This is a genomic window from Enterococcus pallens ATCC BAA-351 (assembly GCF_000407485.1).
Classification (GTDB): domain Bacteria; phylum Bacillota; class Bacilli; order Lactobacillales; family Enterococcaceae; genus Enterococcus_A; species Enterococcus_A pallens.
In genome coordinates, this window is the sequence record NZ_ASWD01000002.1 from 951,720 (window position 1) to 968,762 (window position 17,043).

The 17,043-nt window shown below is 42.0% G+C and carries 15 protein-coding genes; 4 read left to right on the plus strand and 11 right to left on the minus strand.

All coding sequences use genetic code 11. The features are described from left to right. Positions 1-22: 22 nt before the first annotated feature. Entirely contained in the window at positions 23-898 is an 876-nt protein-coding gene (locus I588_RS10975) for a LysR family transcriptional regulator (RefSeq protein ID WP_010756487.1), read from the minus strand. Between the two features lie 109 nt (positions 899-1,007). Between I588_RS10975 and I588_RS10980 the strand changes: the two genes are divergently transcribed. Both I588_RS10980 and I588_RS10985 read left to right on the plus strand, forming a co-directional pair. After that, complete coding sequence (locus tag I588_RS10980) at positions 1,008-1,769, plus strand: AzlC family ABC transporter permease (protein ID WP_010756486.1); 762 nt, start codon at positions 1,008-1,010, stop codon at positions 1,767-1,769. After that, positions 1,762-2,067 carry an AzlD domain-containing protein gene (locus I588_RS10985; RefSeq protein WP_010756485.1) on the plus strand — a complete coding sequence of 102 codons (306 nt, stop codon included), beginning with the start codon at positions 1,762-1,764 and terminating at the stop codon, positions 2,065-2,067. Before I588_RS10980 ends, I588_RS10985 begins: the two co-directional genes overlap by 8 nt. Before the next feature lie 102 nt (positions 2,068-2,169). Here the strand turns inward: I588_RS10985 and ftsY are convergent, their stop codons facing one another. The 4 genes from ftsY to rnc are packed head-to-tail and all read right to left on the minus strand — an operon-like array spanning position 2,170 to position 8,591. Further along, positions 2,170-3,474, minus strand: coding sequence for a signal recognition particle-docking protein FtsY (gene ftsY / locus I588_RS10990; RefSeq protein WP_010756484.1), 1,305 nt, complete (start codon positions 3,472-3,474; stop codon positions 2,170-2,172). 10 nt (positions 3,475-3,484) lie between these two features. Further along, complete coding sequence (locus I588_RS10995; RefSeq protein ID WP_010756483.1) at positions 3,485-4,294, minus strand: Cof-type HAD-IIB family hydrolase; 810 nt, start codon at positions 4,292-4,294, stop codon at positions 3,485-3,487. Then, the gene (gene smc, locus I588_RS11000; RefSeq protein WP_010756482.1) at positions 4,272-7,880 is read right to left on the minus strand and encodes a chromosome segregation protein SMC; all 3,609 of its coding nucleotides are present in this window, start codon (positions 7,878-7,880) and stop codon (positions 4,272-4,274) included. Before smc ends, I588_RS10995 begins: the two co-directional genes overlap by 23 nt. Positions 7,881-7,898: 18 nt before the next feature. Then, entirely contained in the window at positions 7,899-8,591 is a 693-nt protein-coding gene (gene rnc, locus I588_RS11005) for a ribonuclease III (RefSeq protein WP_010756481.1), read from the minus strand. 216 nt (positions 8,592-8,807) lie between these two features. On the opposite strand from rnc, the gene I588_RS11010 reads away from it, so the two are divergent. Then, entirely contained in the window at positions 8,808-9,890 is a 1,083-nt protein-coding gene (locus I588_RS11010; protein ID WP_487042777.1) for an LPXTG cell wall anchor domain-containing protein, read from the plus strand. Positions 9,891-9,971: 81 nt separating this feature from the next. Here the strand turns inward: I588_RS11010 and I588_RS11015 are convergent, their stop codons facing one another. From I588_RS11015 to I588_RS11040, 6 genes are all read right to left on the minus strand, one after another. Beyond that, positions 9,972-10,940, minus strand: coding sequence for a dipeptidase (locus I588_RS11015; protein ID WP_010756479.1), 969 nt, complete (start codon positions 10,938-10,940; stop codon positions 9,972-9,974). A 53-nt stretch (positions 10,941-10,993) separates the two neighbouring features. Continuing rightward, positions 10,994-11,236, minus strand: a complete 243-nt coding sequence (gene acpP / locus I588_RS11020) for an acyl carrier protein (protein WP_174316925.1) — start codon at positions 11,234-11,236, stop codon at positions 10,994-10,996. A 122-nt stretch (positions 11,237-11,358) separates the two neighbouring features. Next, the gene (gene plsX / locus I588_RS11025) at positions 11,359-12,354 is read right to left on the minus strand and encodes a phosphate acyltransferase PlsX (protein WP_010756477.1); all 996 of its coding nucleotides are present in this window, start codon (positions 12,352-12,354) and stop codon (positions 11,359-11,361) included. 40 nt (positions 12,355-12,394) lie between these two features. Further along, a complete protein-coding gene (gene recG, locus I588_RS11030; RefSeq protein ID WP_010756476.1) occupies positions 12,395-14,428 on the minus strand; it encodes an ATP-dependent DNA helicase RecG in 2,034 nt (677 codons plus the stop codon). Between the two features lie 67 nt (positions 14,429-14,495). After that, on the minus strand, positions 14,496-16,178 hold the full coding sequence (locus I588_RS11035; protein WP_010756475.1) for a DAK2 domain-containing protein: 1,683 nt from the start codon (positions 16,176-16,178) through the stop codon (positions 14,496-14,498). Positions 16,179-16,205: 27 nt separating this feature from the next. Next, positions 16,206-16,568, minus strand: coding sequence for an Asp23/Gls24 family envelope stress response protein (locus tag I588_RS11040; protein ID WP_010756474.1), 363 nt, complete (start codon positions 16,566-16,568; stop codon positions 16,206-16,208). A 279-nt stretch (positions 16,569-16,847) separates the two neighbouring features. On the opposite strand from I588_RS11040, the gene rpmB reads away from it, so the two are divergent. Continuing rightward, positions 16,848-17,036, plus strand: a complete 189-nt coding sequence (rpmB, locus tag I588_RS11045) for a 50S ribosomal protein L28 (RefSeq protein ID WP_010756473.1) — start codon at positions 16,848-16,850, stop codon at positions 17,034-17,036. Positions 17,037-17,043: the final 7 nt, after the last annotated feature.

Sequence of the window (17,043 nt, forward strand, 5' to 3'; positions counted from 1 at the left end):
ATTTTTTCAGCTTTTCATCTGCTTAGTCTGTTTCTTCCTTTATTGCATGTACAATGAATTCAGCAAAGGTTCGTGCAGCGTAAGAAAGTGTCTCTTTATTTCGCCAAGCTAATGCTACAGTCCGTTCTGGTCGTTCTCGAATTGGACGAATAACCAACTCTTCTTCCATCCCTAATAGCACCCGTTGATACATGATAGAAAACCCTAATCCTTGGCGAATCATTTCAATAATTGAATAATCATCGTATACTTCATATTCGATTTTAGGAAGCAATTCTTGTTGTTTGAATGCCGCTAGTGTCACGCTATAGGTTCCCTCATCTAACAAAATCAAGGGTTCACTCGTCAATTGGGATAAAGAAACGTCTTTTTGCTCTGCTAACGGATGCTCTTTAGGAAAAATGGCAGCCATTACATCCTGATACAAAACCTGTAATTCAATGTCAGATACTGCTGCCGTGTGGACAAACCCTAAGTCTACTTCGTTGTTCCTGACCCATTCAGCAATGCTGGTATATTCTCCTTGGCGAATCACAAAATTCACTGCTGGATATTCTAATTTAAAAGCCTTGATCAGAGGTGGAAGCAGGGTTCGGCTTACACTAGTAAAGGTTCCAATACGAATCGTGCTATTTTTCAGTCCTTTGATCTCTTGCTGCTTCTCCTGCAAGTTTTTCTCAGCTACTGAGATTCCTTGCAAATAAGGAAAGTATTGATGCCCATCGTTTGTTAGAGCCAAGCCATCTTTTTTACGGTGGATTAAGACGGTACCCAATTCTTGCTCCAGCGCTTTGATGATTTGACTGATTGCACTTTGAGAATACCCCAGCTCTTCCGCAGCCTGCGTAAAACTGCCAGCCTTAATGACTTGGCAAAATACAGTATAGCGAGATATCATCGCTTCTCCTCCATTACATTTTCTTATGTATCTATTATAATCATTTGTTTTACTAATGTAAAAACCATTGATATAATACCTACAATAAAAACGAAGGGTGTTAACAGGGATGGAAGAAAAAGAATACTTTTTGCAACAGGAAAATCCGCAAACGCTTACCAACACCGCCGCATTTAAAGTCGGTTTTAAGGATGGCATCCCCATCGGAATTGGGTATTTTGCTGTTGCATTTTCATTGGGAATTACCGTCAGAAATGCTGGGATGTCGGCTTTTCAAGGCTTTTTGATGAGCTTGTTGAATAATGCTTCCGCTGGACAGTACGCAGCTTTAGTTGTGATTGCAGCTAAAAGCTCCTATTTAGAATTGGCCTTAGTCACGTTGATTACCAACGCACGCTATTTATTAATGGGCTGCGCGTTAAGTCAAAAGCTGTCTCCGCAAATGCCGTTCATTCATCGTTTCTTTTTAAGCTTTGACATTACAGATGAGTTGTTCGGCTTAATGATCGCTCGCTCTGGCTATTTAAATCCCTACTATATGTATGGGGCTGTAGCAGCTGCTGCTCCCTGCTGGGCAATCGGCACCGCAATCGGCGTTGTCTCTGGAAACATTTTGCCACTACAGCTAGTCAGCGCGCTGAGTGTAGCTTTGTATGGTATGTTTTTAGCCGTTATTATTCCTCCGACTCGCCAAAATAAAGTATTGGGGATTTTAGTCTTGAGCAGTTTTGCAGCCAGCTACTTTACTGCAAAGGCTCCAATTCTTTCCACTATTTCCAGTGGCTCACGAACCATTCTTTTAACGATCATTCTTTGTACGCTAGCTGCCTTGCTGTTTCCTATCAATAAGGAAGGTGAAAAAAATGCCTAACAGTTATCTATATATTTTAGTCATGTCGGCAGTTACCTACAGCATTCGACTATTGCCTTTAACCATTCTGCGTAAACCCATTAAAAATGTTTTTATCCAGTCCTTTTTGCATTATGTTCCTTATGTAACTTTAGCAGTGATGACCTTTCCGGCGATCCTAGAAGTCACACAAGTACCCTTGGCTGGCTTACTAGCTTTACTTACCGGCAGCCTTGCTGCTTGGTATCGCGGCAATCTTTTTCAAGTGGCGATTGTTTGTTGCGTGACCGTGCTTATAATTGAAGCTTTATTTATATAGTATAAACTCGCTCTCGATTGACGTTTCAAGTAAATATTTTTCCCAGTAAAAAAAGCTTATTCGCCCAGCCAGCTTCTGCTGCCTGGGCGAATAAGCTCTGTTTTACTCTTCTTTCAACAATCCTTTAAATAGACCAACGGCAAAATCGTTGGGATCAAAGGTTGCTAAATCATCAATTTTTTCACCTAAACCGACCAACTTCACTGGCAAATGCAGTTCGCTGCGAATAGCCAAGACAATTCCACCCTTAGCCGTTCCGTCTAGTTTAGTTAAAACTAAGCCAGTTACATCAGTAGTTTCTTTAAATTGTCGAGCTTGCGACAACGCATTTTGTCCCGTAGTTGCATCAACAACTAATAAAACTTCATGAGGTGCAGTTGGATATTCTCGCTGGATAACCCGCTTAATTTTTTCCAACTCGTTCATCAGATTGACTTTATTTTGCAAACGGCCGGCTGTGTCGATTAGTAGAATATCGTAATTTTCGTTCTTCGCTTTGGCTACTGCGTCATAAACGACCGCAGCTGGATCGCCACCCGCGTTTCCACGAACGACCTCTACACCAGAACGTTGACCCCAAACCACTAATTGGTCGATGGCTCCCGCTCGAAAAGTATCCGCGGCTGCCAACAAGACTCTTTTGCCCTCTGATTGATACTGATTAGCCAGCTTACCAATGCTTGTGGTTTTACCTGTACCGTTCACTCCAACAAATAGAATGATCGACAAACCTTCAGGCTGCAGGTTCAACTGATTGTTTTCATCTACTCCTTCAGCTTCATAAATATCAACTAGTTTTTCGATAATGACATTCTGAATCTGAGACGGCTTCTTGGCATTTTTCAGCTTCACCTCTTGACGTAAAGCATCTGTCAGCTTAATGGCTGTGTCAAAGCCTACATCAGCGCCAATCAGCGTTTCTTCTAATTCTTCAAAGAACTCTTCGTCTACCCGACGGAAACGAGCAAATAGTTCGTTCATCCGGTCACCGAACGATTTCCGGGTCTTTTCCAACCCTTTGTCATACTTTTCTTGCGTAGAGCTTTCAGCAGGTTCGGTCAGCTCTTCCATTACTTCTAGTGTTTCGACAGGTGCTTCTAACTCTTCATCTGTTAAGATTTCTGTTTCTTGAGGTTCTTCTACCACTACCTCTTCTAATTCTTCCGCTTCTGGCAAAGTTTCCTTTAGAGAGGTTTCTTCAGTATCCGTTAGGTCCTCTTGATCAGCTGGAGCTTCAACGTCTGTGATTTCTTCTGTCGAATCAGACGGATCGGCTGGCATTTTATCAGCGGATTGACTGTTGGCATCACTTGCTTCGGTTTCTTGCTGTTCAGCTGACTCGGGTGTTTCCTGCTCTTCTTTTTTCTCGCTCATGAAGGCATTTTTTATTCGATCAAATAATCCCATCGTTTTCCTCCTAGTTCAAAACAAATTTTTCGATGGCTAAAGCAACACCATCCGCTTGGTTAGTCGCTGTGACATAGTCAGCTGCTGCCTTTACATCTTCGGTTGCATTTTCCATGGCTACACCGATACCTGCGTATTCAATCATCGGTAAATCATTCGCTTCATCGCCTAAGGTCAGCATTTCACTGGCACTAATTCCCAATTCCTTGCCTAAAACTTCTAACCCGTATGCTTTTGTTACACCCTTTGGCATGAACTCTAACAAGTTAGGACGGGTCTTACAAATTTCGTAACGTTCGATATAAGCTGCTGGAATTTCAGCCATCTTTTCGTCTAAATAATCCACATCAATTGCTGCAACTACTTTATTGTATAATGTATCTTCAGTTAATTCCTCGATGATGGCTGGAAAATAAGTGACTTTTTTGTTCATCGTCGGATATAAGGAAACATGATCTGGTGCAGTAGCAAGCTGTAGACAACGAGCGTCTGACAAAATATCCATTGGTAAAGGCAGTTTAGTAAACAAATTGTAAATATCTTGAACTTGTTCTAAATCCAGCGCCGTTTTCCCTAATAATTCACCGGTATTATTCTTTTGAATTAAGCCACCATTAAATGTAATGGAGTAGTCCCCTTCCTCCATCAGGTTCAGCTCTGCCAAATAATCCCCAATGGCAATTAAAGGTCGACCGGTACAAACAACAATTTTTACCCCTTGTTCCTTCGCTTTAGCCAAGGCGTGTTTATTTTTGTCAGAAATCGTTTTGGCATCCGTTAGTAATGTGCCGTCTAAATCAATTGCTACTAATTTTATCATGGGACTGTTCCTCTCCAATTTCAAATTTTCCACCTTCATTTACCTGTTCCAAACGAACCGAAATAATCTTCGATACCCCGGATTCCTGCATCGTCACCCCATACAAGACGTCTGCTGCTTCCATCGTTCCCTTACGGTGGGTAACAACAATAAATTGTGTGTCATCTTCAAATGAGCTCAAATAGCGGCCAAAGCGAGAAACATTGGCTTCATCCAAGGCTGCCTCTACTTCGTCCAGCACACAAAACGGCACTGGGCGCACCTGAATAATTGAAAACAGTAAAGCAATTGCGGTTAATGCCCGCTCTCCCCCTGAAAGCAAGGATAAACTTTGCAGCTTCTTGCCTGGCGGTTGTGCTTCGATTTCAATCCCGGTATTTAACAAATCATCTGGATCCGTTAGCAACAGCTCTGCCCGACCGCCGCCGAACATGTTAGGAAAGACTTGCTTGAATTGTTCTCGGATTGCCTGGAAGGTCGTATAAAAACGTGATTTTACTTCATCATCCATTTCATCCATTGTTTCAAACAATTGTTCTTTAGCCGATAACAGGTCATCTCTTTGAGTAGTCAAGAAATCATACCGTTCTTCCACCTGTTCATATTGCTCAATCGCATTCAGATTGACTGGCCCTAATTTTTCAATTGCTTGCTTCAAACGCGTTACTTCTTGCTGAGCCGGACCGACATCAATCGTCATATCTGCCATTTCTTCGGCTGCCACAAAACTTAAGCTGTATTCTTCCTGCAAGTAATCCAATTCATTATCTAATTGCAATTCCAAACGATTTTTTTGGACATCAGCCTGAGATTGACGAGCCAGCAAGTCCTTCTGCTCACGGTTAGCCAGTGTCAGCTCACCATCAGCCTGATCTACTTGCTGCTGCAAGCCTTGGCGCGTTTGTTTCCAGTCAGACAGTTGCTTCACTAATTCTTCATGAGCGGCTTCTAACTCTGTCAAACGCTGGTTCAAGCTCTCTACCGTTTCTTCATGAGTAGAAGAATCATTTGATAAAGCCAGTAGCTGGTTTTCTAGGCTTTCCATCTCATTCACTAAAACGGTTAGCTGCTGGTGCTGCATAATTTGTTGTTGATTGAAATGATTCAGCTGCTCTTCCATTACAGCACGATCTGCCTGTAATCCGCTTAACTGAGCGGCTAAGGTCGTCCGGCGTTCTTCCAGCAGATCACTTTCCTGGTTCAACTGTTTAATTTCCTGGTCGATCCGTTGCTGCTCTGTTTGCAATTGTTCAGCTTGAGCTTCCAATTGGGCTTTTTGCTGCTGATATTCGTTTAAGAAACGATCCAGCTCCTTCGCTTCATAAGAGAAAAGCGATTGTTCTTTTTCTAAACGAGTTAAATCAGCTTCTAAACGTTCCAATTCGCTCTGCGCTTCTTGATAGGTCAAACGAGTTTGTTCTCCGTTGGTGCGTAAAGCCTCGATTTGTCCCGTTTTTTCTTGAATCGATTGCTGCATCTGTTTTACTAAAAGCTCTTTATTTTTCAAGTCACGGTTTAATTCTTCGTAACGCTTCGTTAATGTAGTCAATTCATGACCTTGATTAAACAGGTTGCCTCGATTGCCTTGCTTAGTCGCTCCACCAGTCATAGAACCACCGGCATTCATAACATCGCCTTCTAACGAAACGATCCGAACTTGATAATGCAGCTGCTTTGCTAATTGGTTGGCGCTTTCTAAGTCTCGTGCGATAACAATACCGCCTAACAGATTTTCCATAACCGTTGAAACCTTTTGCTCAAAGGAAACTAATCGGCTGGCTACACCAATAAAACCTTTGTGATCCTTAATGGCTTGATAATGATGACTAGCTAAACTACGCGGTTTAATTGTCGTCAAAGGTAAGAAGGTGGCACGACCACTGCGTTGCTGGCGCAAATAAGTAATGCCCTTACGTGCGTCTGCTTCATTCTCTACAATGACGTGCTGGGCTGCCGCACCTAAAGCTGTTTCAATTGCCAGAGCATATTCCTGCGGCACTTCCATTAATTCGGCTACTGCACCAACTATTCCTGAAAGCTTATCTTTATGCTGTAAGACACTGCGTACACCTTGATAGAAGCCGCTGTAATTTTCCTGAATTTCCTGCAGACTTTTTTTGCGGGCCCGTACCTGCTGCACTTGATTCATCAGCTCATACATCAATTGCTGCTCATGCTGCAATCGTTTTTGCTGCTTGGTCGTTTCTTCTGTCAGTTCACGATATTGCTGCTGCTCATTGGTTAATTGGTCACCCACTGTTTCAGCTCGCTCTTGGGCTGTCTGTTGTTTTTCCTGCAATTCTTTTAATTGCGCCTGCAAAGCTTCAAAACGAGAGACACTTTGCTGATTCTTCGCGGTTTCCTGCGTATACTGACGTTCCAAGTATTTCAATTCATTGCTGACATTGGCTTGCTCTTGCATGAGCTCAACATAAGTTCCACGTAAATCTTCCAACACTTCCTTGGTCGACTTTTGGTATTTAATTGATTCTGCGGTTAATTGTTTTATCTCCGCATCCAGCGCTGCTTTTTCAGCTTCTTTTTGCTGCTGCTGGTTCTCCAGCTGTTGGATTAACGCTTCAACCGCTGTTTGCTTCTCTCGGTTTTGTTCCAAAGAAGCTTGATATTCTTCGCTAGTTTTTTGTGTGTTTTTCGAACGCTCGCTTAACAGCTCTTTTTGTCCCTCAGTCTGCTTCAGCGCCTCTGTTAGATGCAATAGCTGTTGTTGTCCATTTTCCAGCTGTTCATCCAGCTTCCCACGTTTTTCCCGCAGGCTGCCCAGTTGTTCTTCTGTTTGGCGAATGAATTGCGAACGCTCCTCGACCGTTGCCGAGAGCTCTTCAAATTCTTGGCAAGCAACTTCCCATGCTTGTTTATTCGCTTTAATTTTTGCCACCGTCAAACTAACGTCGGTTTCAGTCAGCTGTTCCTTTAACGTCAAAAATTCTTTCGCTGCTTCGCTTTGAGCTGCTAAAGGCGTCAGTTGATCCTCCAGTTCATAAATAATGTCCTGTACGCGGTTTAAATTGTCTTCAGTTTCAAACAATTTCTGCTCGGCTTTCCGTTTACGCTGTTTGTATTTCAGCACTCCAGCGGCTTCTTCAAAAATTCCTCGGCGATCTTCCGGTTTGCTGCTGAAGATGGCTTCAACCTTACCTTGAGAAATGATAGAGAAGGATTCTTTACCTAACCCTGAGTCCATAAACAGATCTTGAATATCCTTTAAGCGGCAGGCCTTTTTATTGATGAAAAAATCACTTTCTCCCGTTCGACGATAGCGACGGGTAACGCTGACTTCGCTAAAATCCAAAGGCAAATAGTGATCCGTATTATCTAAAACAACGGTGACTTCGGCAATATTCAATTGTTTTCTTGCTTCTGATCCTGCAAAAATAATATCGGGCATTTTACCGCCCCGCAGGCTTTTTGCGGATTGTTCTCCCAGTACCCAACGAATGGCTTCAGTGATGTTGCTTTTTCCGCTGCCGTTAGGTCCGATTACCGCTGTCACACCCGTTTCAAATTCGATCTTGGTGCGTTCAGCGAAGGATTTAAATCCAGCTATCTCTATACGTTTCAAATACACGAAAGGTGGTACCTCCAATTATGCTTTAAGAGCTGCCAGAGCCTTAGCTGCAGCATCTTGTTCTGCTAGTTTCTTCGACTTGCCTTTTCCAGAACCAATTAGTCGGTCATCCACGTACACTTCAATTGTAAATGTTCGTTCATGAGCCGGACCTTCTTCACTAACTAAACGATAGTCAATCGTCACATCCCCACTTTTTTGCAGTACTTCCTGCAGACGGGTTTTGTGGTCTATTTCTCGGGTAAACTCCCCAGCTTCTATTCTTGGGAAAATAACTGCTTGAATAAATTTCAAAGCGGCTTCATATCCTTGATCTAAATACAAGGCACCTAAAAAAGATTCAAAGAGGTCGCACAATAAAGATGCTCGATTACGGCCGCCAGAATTCTCCTCACCTTTGCCCAATAATACGTATTGATCAAAATGACATTTCTTTGCAAATTTAGCTAAACTGTCTTCACGCACAATTGCCGAACGCAGCTTCGTTAATTTTCCTTCCGGCACATCCGGGTATTGACGATACAAATAATGAGAAACTTGAAGCTCTAACACCGCATCTCCTAAAAATTCTAAACGTTCGTTATCAGAAAGCTGCATATTGCGATGCTCATTGACATAAGACGAATGAGTAAAAGCTTGTTCCAGTAACGTGACATCTTGGAAGACAATGCCATAGCGTTCTTTTAGCTCGTTGATCAATTGCGTATCCATTGGCTACATTCCTTTTTTAAAGTTTTACATCACGTTCCATTATACTGTTTTTTGGGAAAATTTTAAATGAGAAGTAATAATAGTAAGAAAAACTTGAAAAACAGCGAAATTTTTCTACTGCTCATTCAACATCTCAAATTTTTTTCAAAAAACTGCAATTTTTCTATTTACAATAAAATTTCTTATGTTACACTATTGTTACAAAAGGATTAAGGAGTGGTTACTTTGAAGAAATGGCTTTTATTAGGAGTGTGTGTGTTGGCTTTCCCCATGGGTGTTCATGCTGAAAAAAATGAAATGAACGGGAACGGAGCAGCTTTAACTGCCCAAGAAGAAACCGTTGCATCCACAGTAGATAGCAACCAAGCAAACACTACAACATCAACTGAGCTAACAAATGATTCAGCAAATACAGCAACTAGCGATTCAGCAGCAGGGCAGGAACCAACTACCTCTGTTAATAAAGAGAAGAACAATACTTCTGAGAAAACTGTATCCAGTAAAGAAGCAGAAGATACTCAAAAAAAAGTCGTTGAGGATATTGAAAAGGATCTAGGCATTAAAGCCACCGAAGAGCAGCAGACAAATTTAACTGCTCAGCAATGGCGGGATGCGCTGTACGAAATTAGTGGAAATCTAATCTCTAAAGAAGAAATTGACAGCTACACAGATCAGCAATTATTAGATGCTCAAACGTTATTTGAGCGTTATAACCATGATACCGTTGGAATGGATGCCGGCAGCTTTGCACGGCTGCTGCGAGCTTTGTATCAAGATAAGTCACTTTCCTATGACAAAGCAGTCAATGCCTTAGCTTTTAATCCCAACAATTATCAAAGCAGCCTTGACATGATTTCAGATATCGATCAATTACAAGCTTATTTGAAAGCAATGTACCCAGCAAACAGCAGTTTTTGGGGAATTCGCAATCTGAGCAATGATGAACTGATTGCTATCTTGAAGCATATTGCTCCTGTCCAACAAAAAATTGTTGAAGAACGAGGCTACTTGTGGCCAGGAATGATTGCTTTAATCTCTAACTACGCTGAAAAAGGGTTACCAGCTACCGAAAGTTCCACTGGACAAAGTACTGGTACGAGCACCAGCACATCAGAATCTACTGGAAATAAAGTGAATAATGGGGCTACAACCCCCTCTTCTTCAGAAAGTCAAAGCATCGTGCAAAAGCTTCTGCCAAAAACCGGCGAACAAAAAACAACTTGGATGATTGTCATTGGATTAATCATTATCGGGGTTGTTGCTTATATCTGGCTGCGCAAAAGCCGGTCCCGTCATTAAAAACTTCATTATCCAATCGAAACAGGACTAGCAATTGGATAGACTTGAAAAGGCCGTTCGCACGTTGAGAACGACCTTTTCTTATAATAAAAATTCACGGTACAAACGTTCCACGTTTTGATAAAAAATTTTCTCACGCTCGCTAGCCGAAAAGCCTGCTGCTCGTAACGCCTGCTCGATTTTTTCAATTGACCGAATATCAGCCAACTCTGGATGCTCTTCAATCCCATCGAAATCTGATCCAAGACCTACACACTCAATACCACCAATTTGGATAAAATGCTTGATATGATTTATCAAGCCTGCTGCTAATGACTGCTGACTGCCTGGTGGGCGGATAAAAGCTTCGTAATAATTCATGCCAATTACTCCGCCACGCTCAGCAATTCCATGAATCAGCTCATCAGATAAATTGCGCGGGTGATTGCAAATGGTTCGAGCATTGGAATGGCTGGCTACAAAGGGTCGCTTAGTATAAGTTAAAACATCCCGAACTAATTGATCCGATCCGTGAGATACGTCAATTATCATCCCCAGCTCTTCCATTCGCTGAACAATTTCAATCCCTTTTTCAGTCAATCCTCGTTGATCAGGATTTAACGTCTGCTCCACTTCATTCCAATAAAGCGCATTGGGGAAACCGAGTTCATTTTCAAAATTCCAGGTTAAAGTCAACATACGCACACCTAAGTCATAAAATTCTTGCAAACGATCCAAGCGACCAGCTAGCGGTGCCCCTTCTTCCATTGTCAACAAAGCACTTAGACGTCCCGCAGCTTGATTTTCTTCGTACTCCGCCATCGTAGTAATTGCTCGAATCAAATCCGTATTTTTTCCTATCTCACTTTGATAACAATCGATCATTTCACGACAGACCGTATATGGATCATCTACTTCGTCCAATGGAATAAACATCGCAAAGTTTTGCAGGTCGGTTCCACTTTCTTTCATACGCAATAAATCAATTTGAAAATCATTTTCTTTTAATTCAGCTTCTGGTGTTTGATAGAGCTTCATAATCGTATCGCAGTGCATATCGATTGCCTTCATTTTTTCCTCCTCAACGAAAAAACGCAAAATCCTGCGATTCTGCGTCTTTACTCTTATCCTTGATGTTCCATAATGTAGTCAACTGCAGCACCAACAGTTTCGATTCTTTCTGCATCTTCATCAGAAATCTCTGTACCAAACTCATCCTCTAATTCCAGAACAAATTCCATAATACTGATTGAATCTGCATTTAAATCATCCTTGATACTTAACTCAGATGTTACTTTGTCTTTGTCTAATTCAAAATGATTTGAGATAATCTCAGCTACTTTGCCGAATACTTCCTCACGCGTCAACAACATTCACCTCCATACGATTAACATTTATTTCCTATTCAATTACCAGAAGGTCAATGTACATTTTACTTTTGTTTCAAGGGTTTGTCTACCTTTTTCGGCAAATTCCCTTGTCAGACGGCTTATTGCTCCTGTTCAAAGAACTGGACCAATTGACCGACAACGTCAGTTTCCAGCATTGTGTGAATCTGAGTAATCGTATGAGAAACCGCTTCAGGACCAGTTGACCCGTGGGTTTTGATAACTGGTGCCTTTAGACCAAATAAAACTGCTCCGCCATGGGAGGAATAATCTAATTTATCCTTCAAGCCGTACAAAGTATCTTTCAACAGTAAAGCTCCGAATTTTCCTTTCGTTCCAGCATCATTGATACTACCCTTGATTAACTGCATTAAGCCCATAGCTGTGCCTTCGATTGTCTTTAACACGGCATTACCAGTGAAACCATCGGTAACTACCACGTCTGCAGCACCATTCAATAATTCGCGGGCTTCAATATTGCCGATAAAATTGATGCTCTCTTCCGCCTGCAGCAATTGATACGCTTGCTTAGTCAGCTCGCTGCCTTTTGTTTCTTCCGTTCCATTATTCAAAAGTCCTACACGTGGGTTTTGGATACCGCGAACGTGTTTGGCATAAAATGATCCTAAAATAGCATACTGATGCAAATGTTCCGGTTTATTTTCAGCATTGGCCCCTAGATCCAGCATATCAAATCCTTGATCACTAGACAGGACTGGCATAGTCGACATCAAGCCGGGACGTTCAATATTTTTGATCCGTCCGACTACAAACAAACCAGCAGCCAGCAATGCTCCGGTATTTCCAGCAGAAAAGATCGCATCTGCTTTTCCTTCTTTAACAGCCTGAGCAGCTAAAACCATTGAAGCGGTCTTTTTTCGGCGAATCGCCTTCACTGGTTCATCGTCACTGTTAATTTTTTCATCAGTATGAATAATCGTAATATTGGTTTCATCCGTCACGTATTGACGAATTGCATCTTCTTTTCCGTATAATTGGAACTCAATCTCTGGATGATTTTTCTTTGCCAGCATAACACCTTCCACAATCGCTTGTGGGGCAAAGTCGCCACCCATCGCATCAACTGCGATTTTCATTTGAGCGTCACTCCTTTAATTTTTATTTTAGTATAGCACACTAATCAAAATATGTTTCACCCGCATTGGACGGTAAAATTACTTGATCCAACGGCGAAAATTCCGGCTGCTGCTGCCAATTGTCTACTTTCCAAATATCCGCAGCTTCTGTTCTAGCTACCTCCAGCACATTGGCATCATTCACTAAATCGGCAATAATAAACTGAGGCAGACCCGATTGTCGAAATCCAAAGACTTCCCCTGGTCCCCGCAATTCCAAATCCTTTTCACTCAAGACAAAGCCGTTATTGGTTTCAGTCATGATTTTCATGCGCTCTTTTCCCAATTCGTTTTTGGGACTGGCTACTAAGATACAATAGGAAGCTTCTGAACCTCGACCAACACGGCCCCGCAGCTGATGCAGCTGAGCCAAGCCGAAACGTTCAGCGTCCATAATAAACATCACGGTAGCATTGGGCACATTGACGCCAACTTCAATGACCGTTGTTGAAACCAAAATTTGGCTTTGATTGTCCTTGAATTCTTCCATAATGGCTTCTTTTTCAGCATTTTTCATTTTACCATGCAGTAAGCTGACTTGATAATCTGGGGCATAATAGTCTTTTAGCTGTTCATAAATTTCCGTGGCATTTTGAACATCCAAAGCTTCCGATTCTTCAATCAGAGGACAGATAACATAAATCTGATGGCCTCTTTGGAGCTCCTGCCGTGCCCAATCCAACGTATGCTCCAGCTGCTTTGGTTTAATCCAGCTGGTTTTCACTGGAATGCGGCCGGCTGGCATCTGATCAATAATGGAAACATCCATTTCACCATAGGCTGTGATGGCTAAGGTTCGCGGTATCGGAGTTGCCGTCATGAATAGAACATCTGGATGCAGCCCCTTTTCCCGGAGAACCTTCCGTTGATTCACCCCAAAACGGTGTTGTTCGTCCGTAATCACCAAACCCAAATTAGCGAATTGCACATTGTCTTGGATTAACGCATGAGTCCCTACAATTACATCAATCTCTCCATTGGCAAGTGCTTCTAGAATCACCTTACGTTCTCTCGCCTTAGTTGACCCAGTTAATAAAGCAATACTGACTTCCAACGGATCAAATAATTGTGTTAAGCTTTCCAAATGCTGCTGAGCCAAGATTTCAGTTGGTACCATTAATGCACCTTGGAAGCCTGCGGTCATGGCAGCATATAAAGCAATGGCTGCTACTACTGTCTTCCCACTACCAACATCTCCTTGCAAAAGGCGTTGCATATGGTTCTTGCTGCGCAAATCGTAACAGATTTCGTTCGTTACGCGTTTTTGAGCATCCGTTAATTCAAAGGGCAGACTTTGAGTAAATTGCTTCAAGCGCTGCACATCATAACGAATTGCGATGCCATTTTTCTCGCTGCGTTCGCGGTTTTTAAGGCCTTGCATCCGCATTTGAAATAGGAAAAACTCCTCAAACACCACTCGCCGCTTGGCTTGATGGCTCTCTTCAGGATTTCGAGGGAAATGCATCGCATACATGGCTTGTTTACGAGAAATCAGCCGATATTTTTCTAACAAATAAACCGGTAGATTCTCAGGTATTTCAGCGCCGTACTTTTCAAAGCCTACTTTAATCAGTTCCACTAGCGTACTTTGCCGTACCGACTTGGAGACATGATAAATCGGAGCAAAATCCTCAGTTTGCTTCCCACCTAAAATTTTCATTCCAGTTAGTGATTTGCGTTTAGCATCCCACTTGCCATACACCGCAATTTCTTCACCAACCTCAGCTTTATCTTTCAAATAAGGCTGATTGAAAAAGGAAACTGTAAAAACAGCGTGATCCTGCATCATACGAAATTGCAGCCGACTTTTTTTATAGCCAAAGCGGTTCAATACGGGAGCAGAAACTACAACTCCTTTTAACGTCACTTTTTCCTGGTCATTAATTTCCAATAAGTTCTTTTCCTGAATATCTTCGTAGCGAAAAGGGTAATAGCTTAACAGATCTTCGATTGTAAGTATTCCCAACTCCGCTAAGTTTTGTGCACGCTTGGGACCTACGCCAGGCAGGACACTCACGCTTTCTTGCAGGGGCATGTAACTCCTCCTTTCCTCACATTTGTGTAAGAAGAAAAAGAGACCGGGAAATCCCGGCCTCTTTGGTTTATTCAGCTGAAAGCAAGTAAGGATATACGGGTTGATTACCTTCGTGGATTTCAACTTCTAAATCGTTATCCAGGGATTCGATCGCTTCTGCTAATTGTTGTGCTTGGGCTTTGGTTCCTTCTTCACCATAAATAATAGTAATGATCTCTATATCAGCAGTGATCATTTGTTTTAAGGTGTCCAAGGTCGTTTGATACAAATCAGATTCTGATAGAACAATTTTGCCATCAATCATGCCAAGGTAATCCCCTTCATGAATTTCGACGCCATCAATTGATGTATCCCGAATCGCATTGGTGATTTGCCCACTGATGACTGAATCAAGCATATCAGTCATCGCTTTTTTATTCTCATCTAAGCTTTGTTCCTCATTGAAGGCTAACATCGCTGTCATCCCTTGAGAAATCGTCTTACTTGGTACTACAGCTACAGGAACTTCAGCTACTTCTGCTGCTTGATCCGCAGCCATAAAGATGTTCTTATTGTTTGGTAAAACAATTACTTGATCCGCATTAACTTCTTTGACTGCTTTTAAAATGTCTTCCGTACTTGGATTCATCGTTTGTCCACCGCTGATTACGTAAGAAACACCTAAGCTCTCAAATAGGTTTTTGATGCCTTCTCCAGCGGAAATAGCGATTACCGCATACGGCTTGCGTTCAGTACTTGTGCCCTCAAACTCGGCTACTTGCTCGTCATGCTCCAAGATATTTTCATGCTGCAGACGCATATTATCAACTTTGATTTTTACTAAAGAACCAAATTTTTGACCATAATTCATCACTTCACCAGGATGCTCAGTATGTACGTGCACTTTGACAATTTCATCATCGTTTACGACCAATAAAGAATCCCCGATTCCGTCCAGATAATTACGGAAAGTATCATAATCAAATTCGCTGTCTACTGTTGGACCTTGGCCTAGTTGAACCATAATTTCGGTACAATAACCAAACTTAATATCTTCAGTCGCCATGTGTCCTTGAACACTGCGGTGGTGCTCAGCATTCACCATTTCATCCATTTCGGCTGGACTTGGTTCATAGCTTTCATCTGCTAAGAATTCGCCGTTTAAGGCACTTAAGAATCCTTCATAGATAAACAATAGACCTTGACCGCCGCTGTCTACTACGCCGACTTCTTTCAGTACAGGCAGCATTTCTGGTGTCTTGTCTAATGCGCGTTTGCCGTATTTTACCACAGCTTCCATTACTTCAATGACATCGTCAGTTTGTTTTGCCTTGCGGTCACCAGCCTTAGCTGCTTCACGAGCTACAGTTAGAATGGTTCCTTCAACTGGCTTCATCACTGCTTTATAAGCCGTTTCCACACCGTGAACCAGTGCTTTTGCCAAGTCTTGGGCATTTAAGGTTACGACATCAGGAATTTCTTTAGAAAAACCTCGGAATAATTGCGACAAAATAACGCCTGAATTGCCGCGAGCCCCCATTAACAAACCTTTGGCAAGTACATTGGCTAATTCCCCCACCTTTTCCGAAGGGGAGTTGACTACTGCTGTTGCTCCGCTAGTCATAGATAAATTCATATTGGTTCCAGTATCACCATCGGGAACTGGAAAGACATTCAACGAGTTGACATATTCTGCATTAGCTTGCAGACGTTTAGCGCCAGCCTCCACCATTTCTTGGAATTGGCTCGCGCTGATTTCTGTTACCTTCACTTAGATAATCCTCCTTAAGAACACTGCCTAATCTGGCAGTACACGTACACCTTGGACAAATACATTCACTGAATTGGCTTTAACACCTAATAACGTTTCAAGATTGTATTTTACTTTTTCTTGTACGTTGCGGGATACTTCAGAAATTTTTGTTCCATAGCTGACGATTGTATACACATCAACCGCGATGCCATTTTCTTCTTGACGTACGACAACCCCACGGGAATAGTTTTCTTTACGTAAAATTTCAGTAATATTGTCTTTAATTTGGTTCTTGCTTGCCATACCGACAATACCAAAAACATCGGTTACTGCACCGCCTACGACTGTTGCGATGACTTCATTTGAAATCTCGATCATGCCTGTTTGGGTATTAATCTTCACAGCCATTGTTGTTAGCCTCCTTAAATAGGCACACTCGCCCATTTTTTCTACTATAATATTCTATCATAGCCCTCATGCAAATAAAAGGAAGTTCGACTAAAAGGCTGCCATCTCTACTTGCAACTTTTACCTGTTTGAGCTAACATTGTCTAATTTACCTGCAAAAAGCCGTCTTGTCAATCTTTCTTAGAAAATATGCTTGCTATTTTATTTCTTTTGTGCTAAATTATTTTAGTATGAGCCAAAGAAGCGCTCCAATATCAAGGCAAAAGGAGGAAACAAAACATGGCAAAAGTTTGCTATTTCACTGGTCGTAAAACAAGCAGCGGCAACAACCGTTCACACGCTATGAATGCTACAAAACGTACTGTAAAACCTAATTTACAAAAAGTTCGCGTAATGATCGACGGCAAACCTAAAAAAGTTTGGGTGTCAACTCGTGCTTTGAAATCTGGAAAAGTTGAGCGCGTTTAATTTCAAA

Coding starts and splice junctions, on each gene's coding strand:
- I588_RS10975 (WP_010756487.1), bottom strand. CDS start 898: ATGATATCTCGCTATACTGTATTTTGCCAAGTCATTAAGGCTGGCAGT.
- I588_RS10980 (WP_010756486.1), top strand. CDS start 1,008: ATGGAAGAAAAAGAATACTTTTTGCAACAGGAAAATCCGCAAACGCTT.
- I588_RS10985 (WP_010756485.1), top strand. CDS start 1,762: ATGCCTAACAGTTATCTATATATTTTAGTCATGTCGGCAGTTACCTAC.
- ftsY (WP_010756484.1), bottom strand. CDS start 3,474: ATGGGATTATTTGATCGAATAAAAAATGCCTTCATGAGCGAGAAAAAA.
- I588_RS10995 (WP_010756483.1), bottom strand. CDS start 4,294: ATGATAAAATTAGTAGCAATTGATTTAGACGGCACATTACTAACGGAT.
- rnc (WP_010756481.1), bottom strand. CDS start 8,591: ATGGATACGCAATTGATCAACGAGCTAAAAGAACGCTATGGCATTGTC.
- I588_RS11015 (WP_010756479.1), bottom strand. CDS start 10,940: ATGAAGGCAATCGATATGCACTGCGATACGATTATGAAGCTCTATCAA.
- plsX (WP_010756477.1), bottom strand. CDS start 12,354: ATGAAAATCGCAGTTGATGCGATGGGTGGCGACTTTGCCCCACAAGCG.
- recG (WP_010756476.1), bottom strand. CDS start 14,428: ATGCCCCTGCAAGAAAGCGTGAGTGTCCTGCCTGGCGTAGGTCCCAAG.
- I588_RS11040 (WP_010756474.1), bottom strand. CDS start 16,568: ATGGCTGTGAAGATTAATACCCAAACAGGCATGATCGAGATTTCAAAT.
- rpmB (WP_010756473.1), top strand. CDS start 16,848: ATGGCAAAAGTTTGCTATTTCACTGGTCGTAAAACAAGCAGCGGCAAC.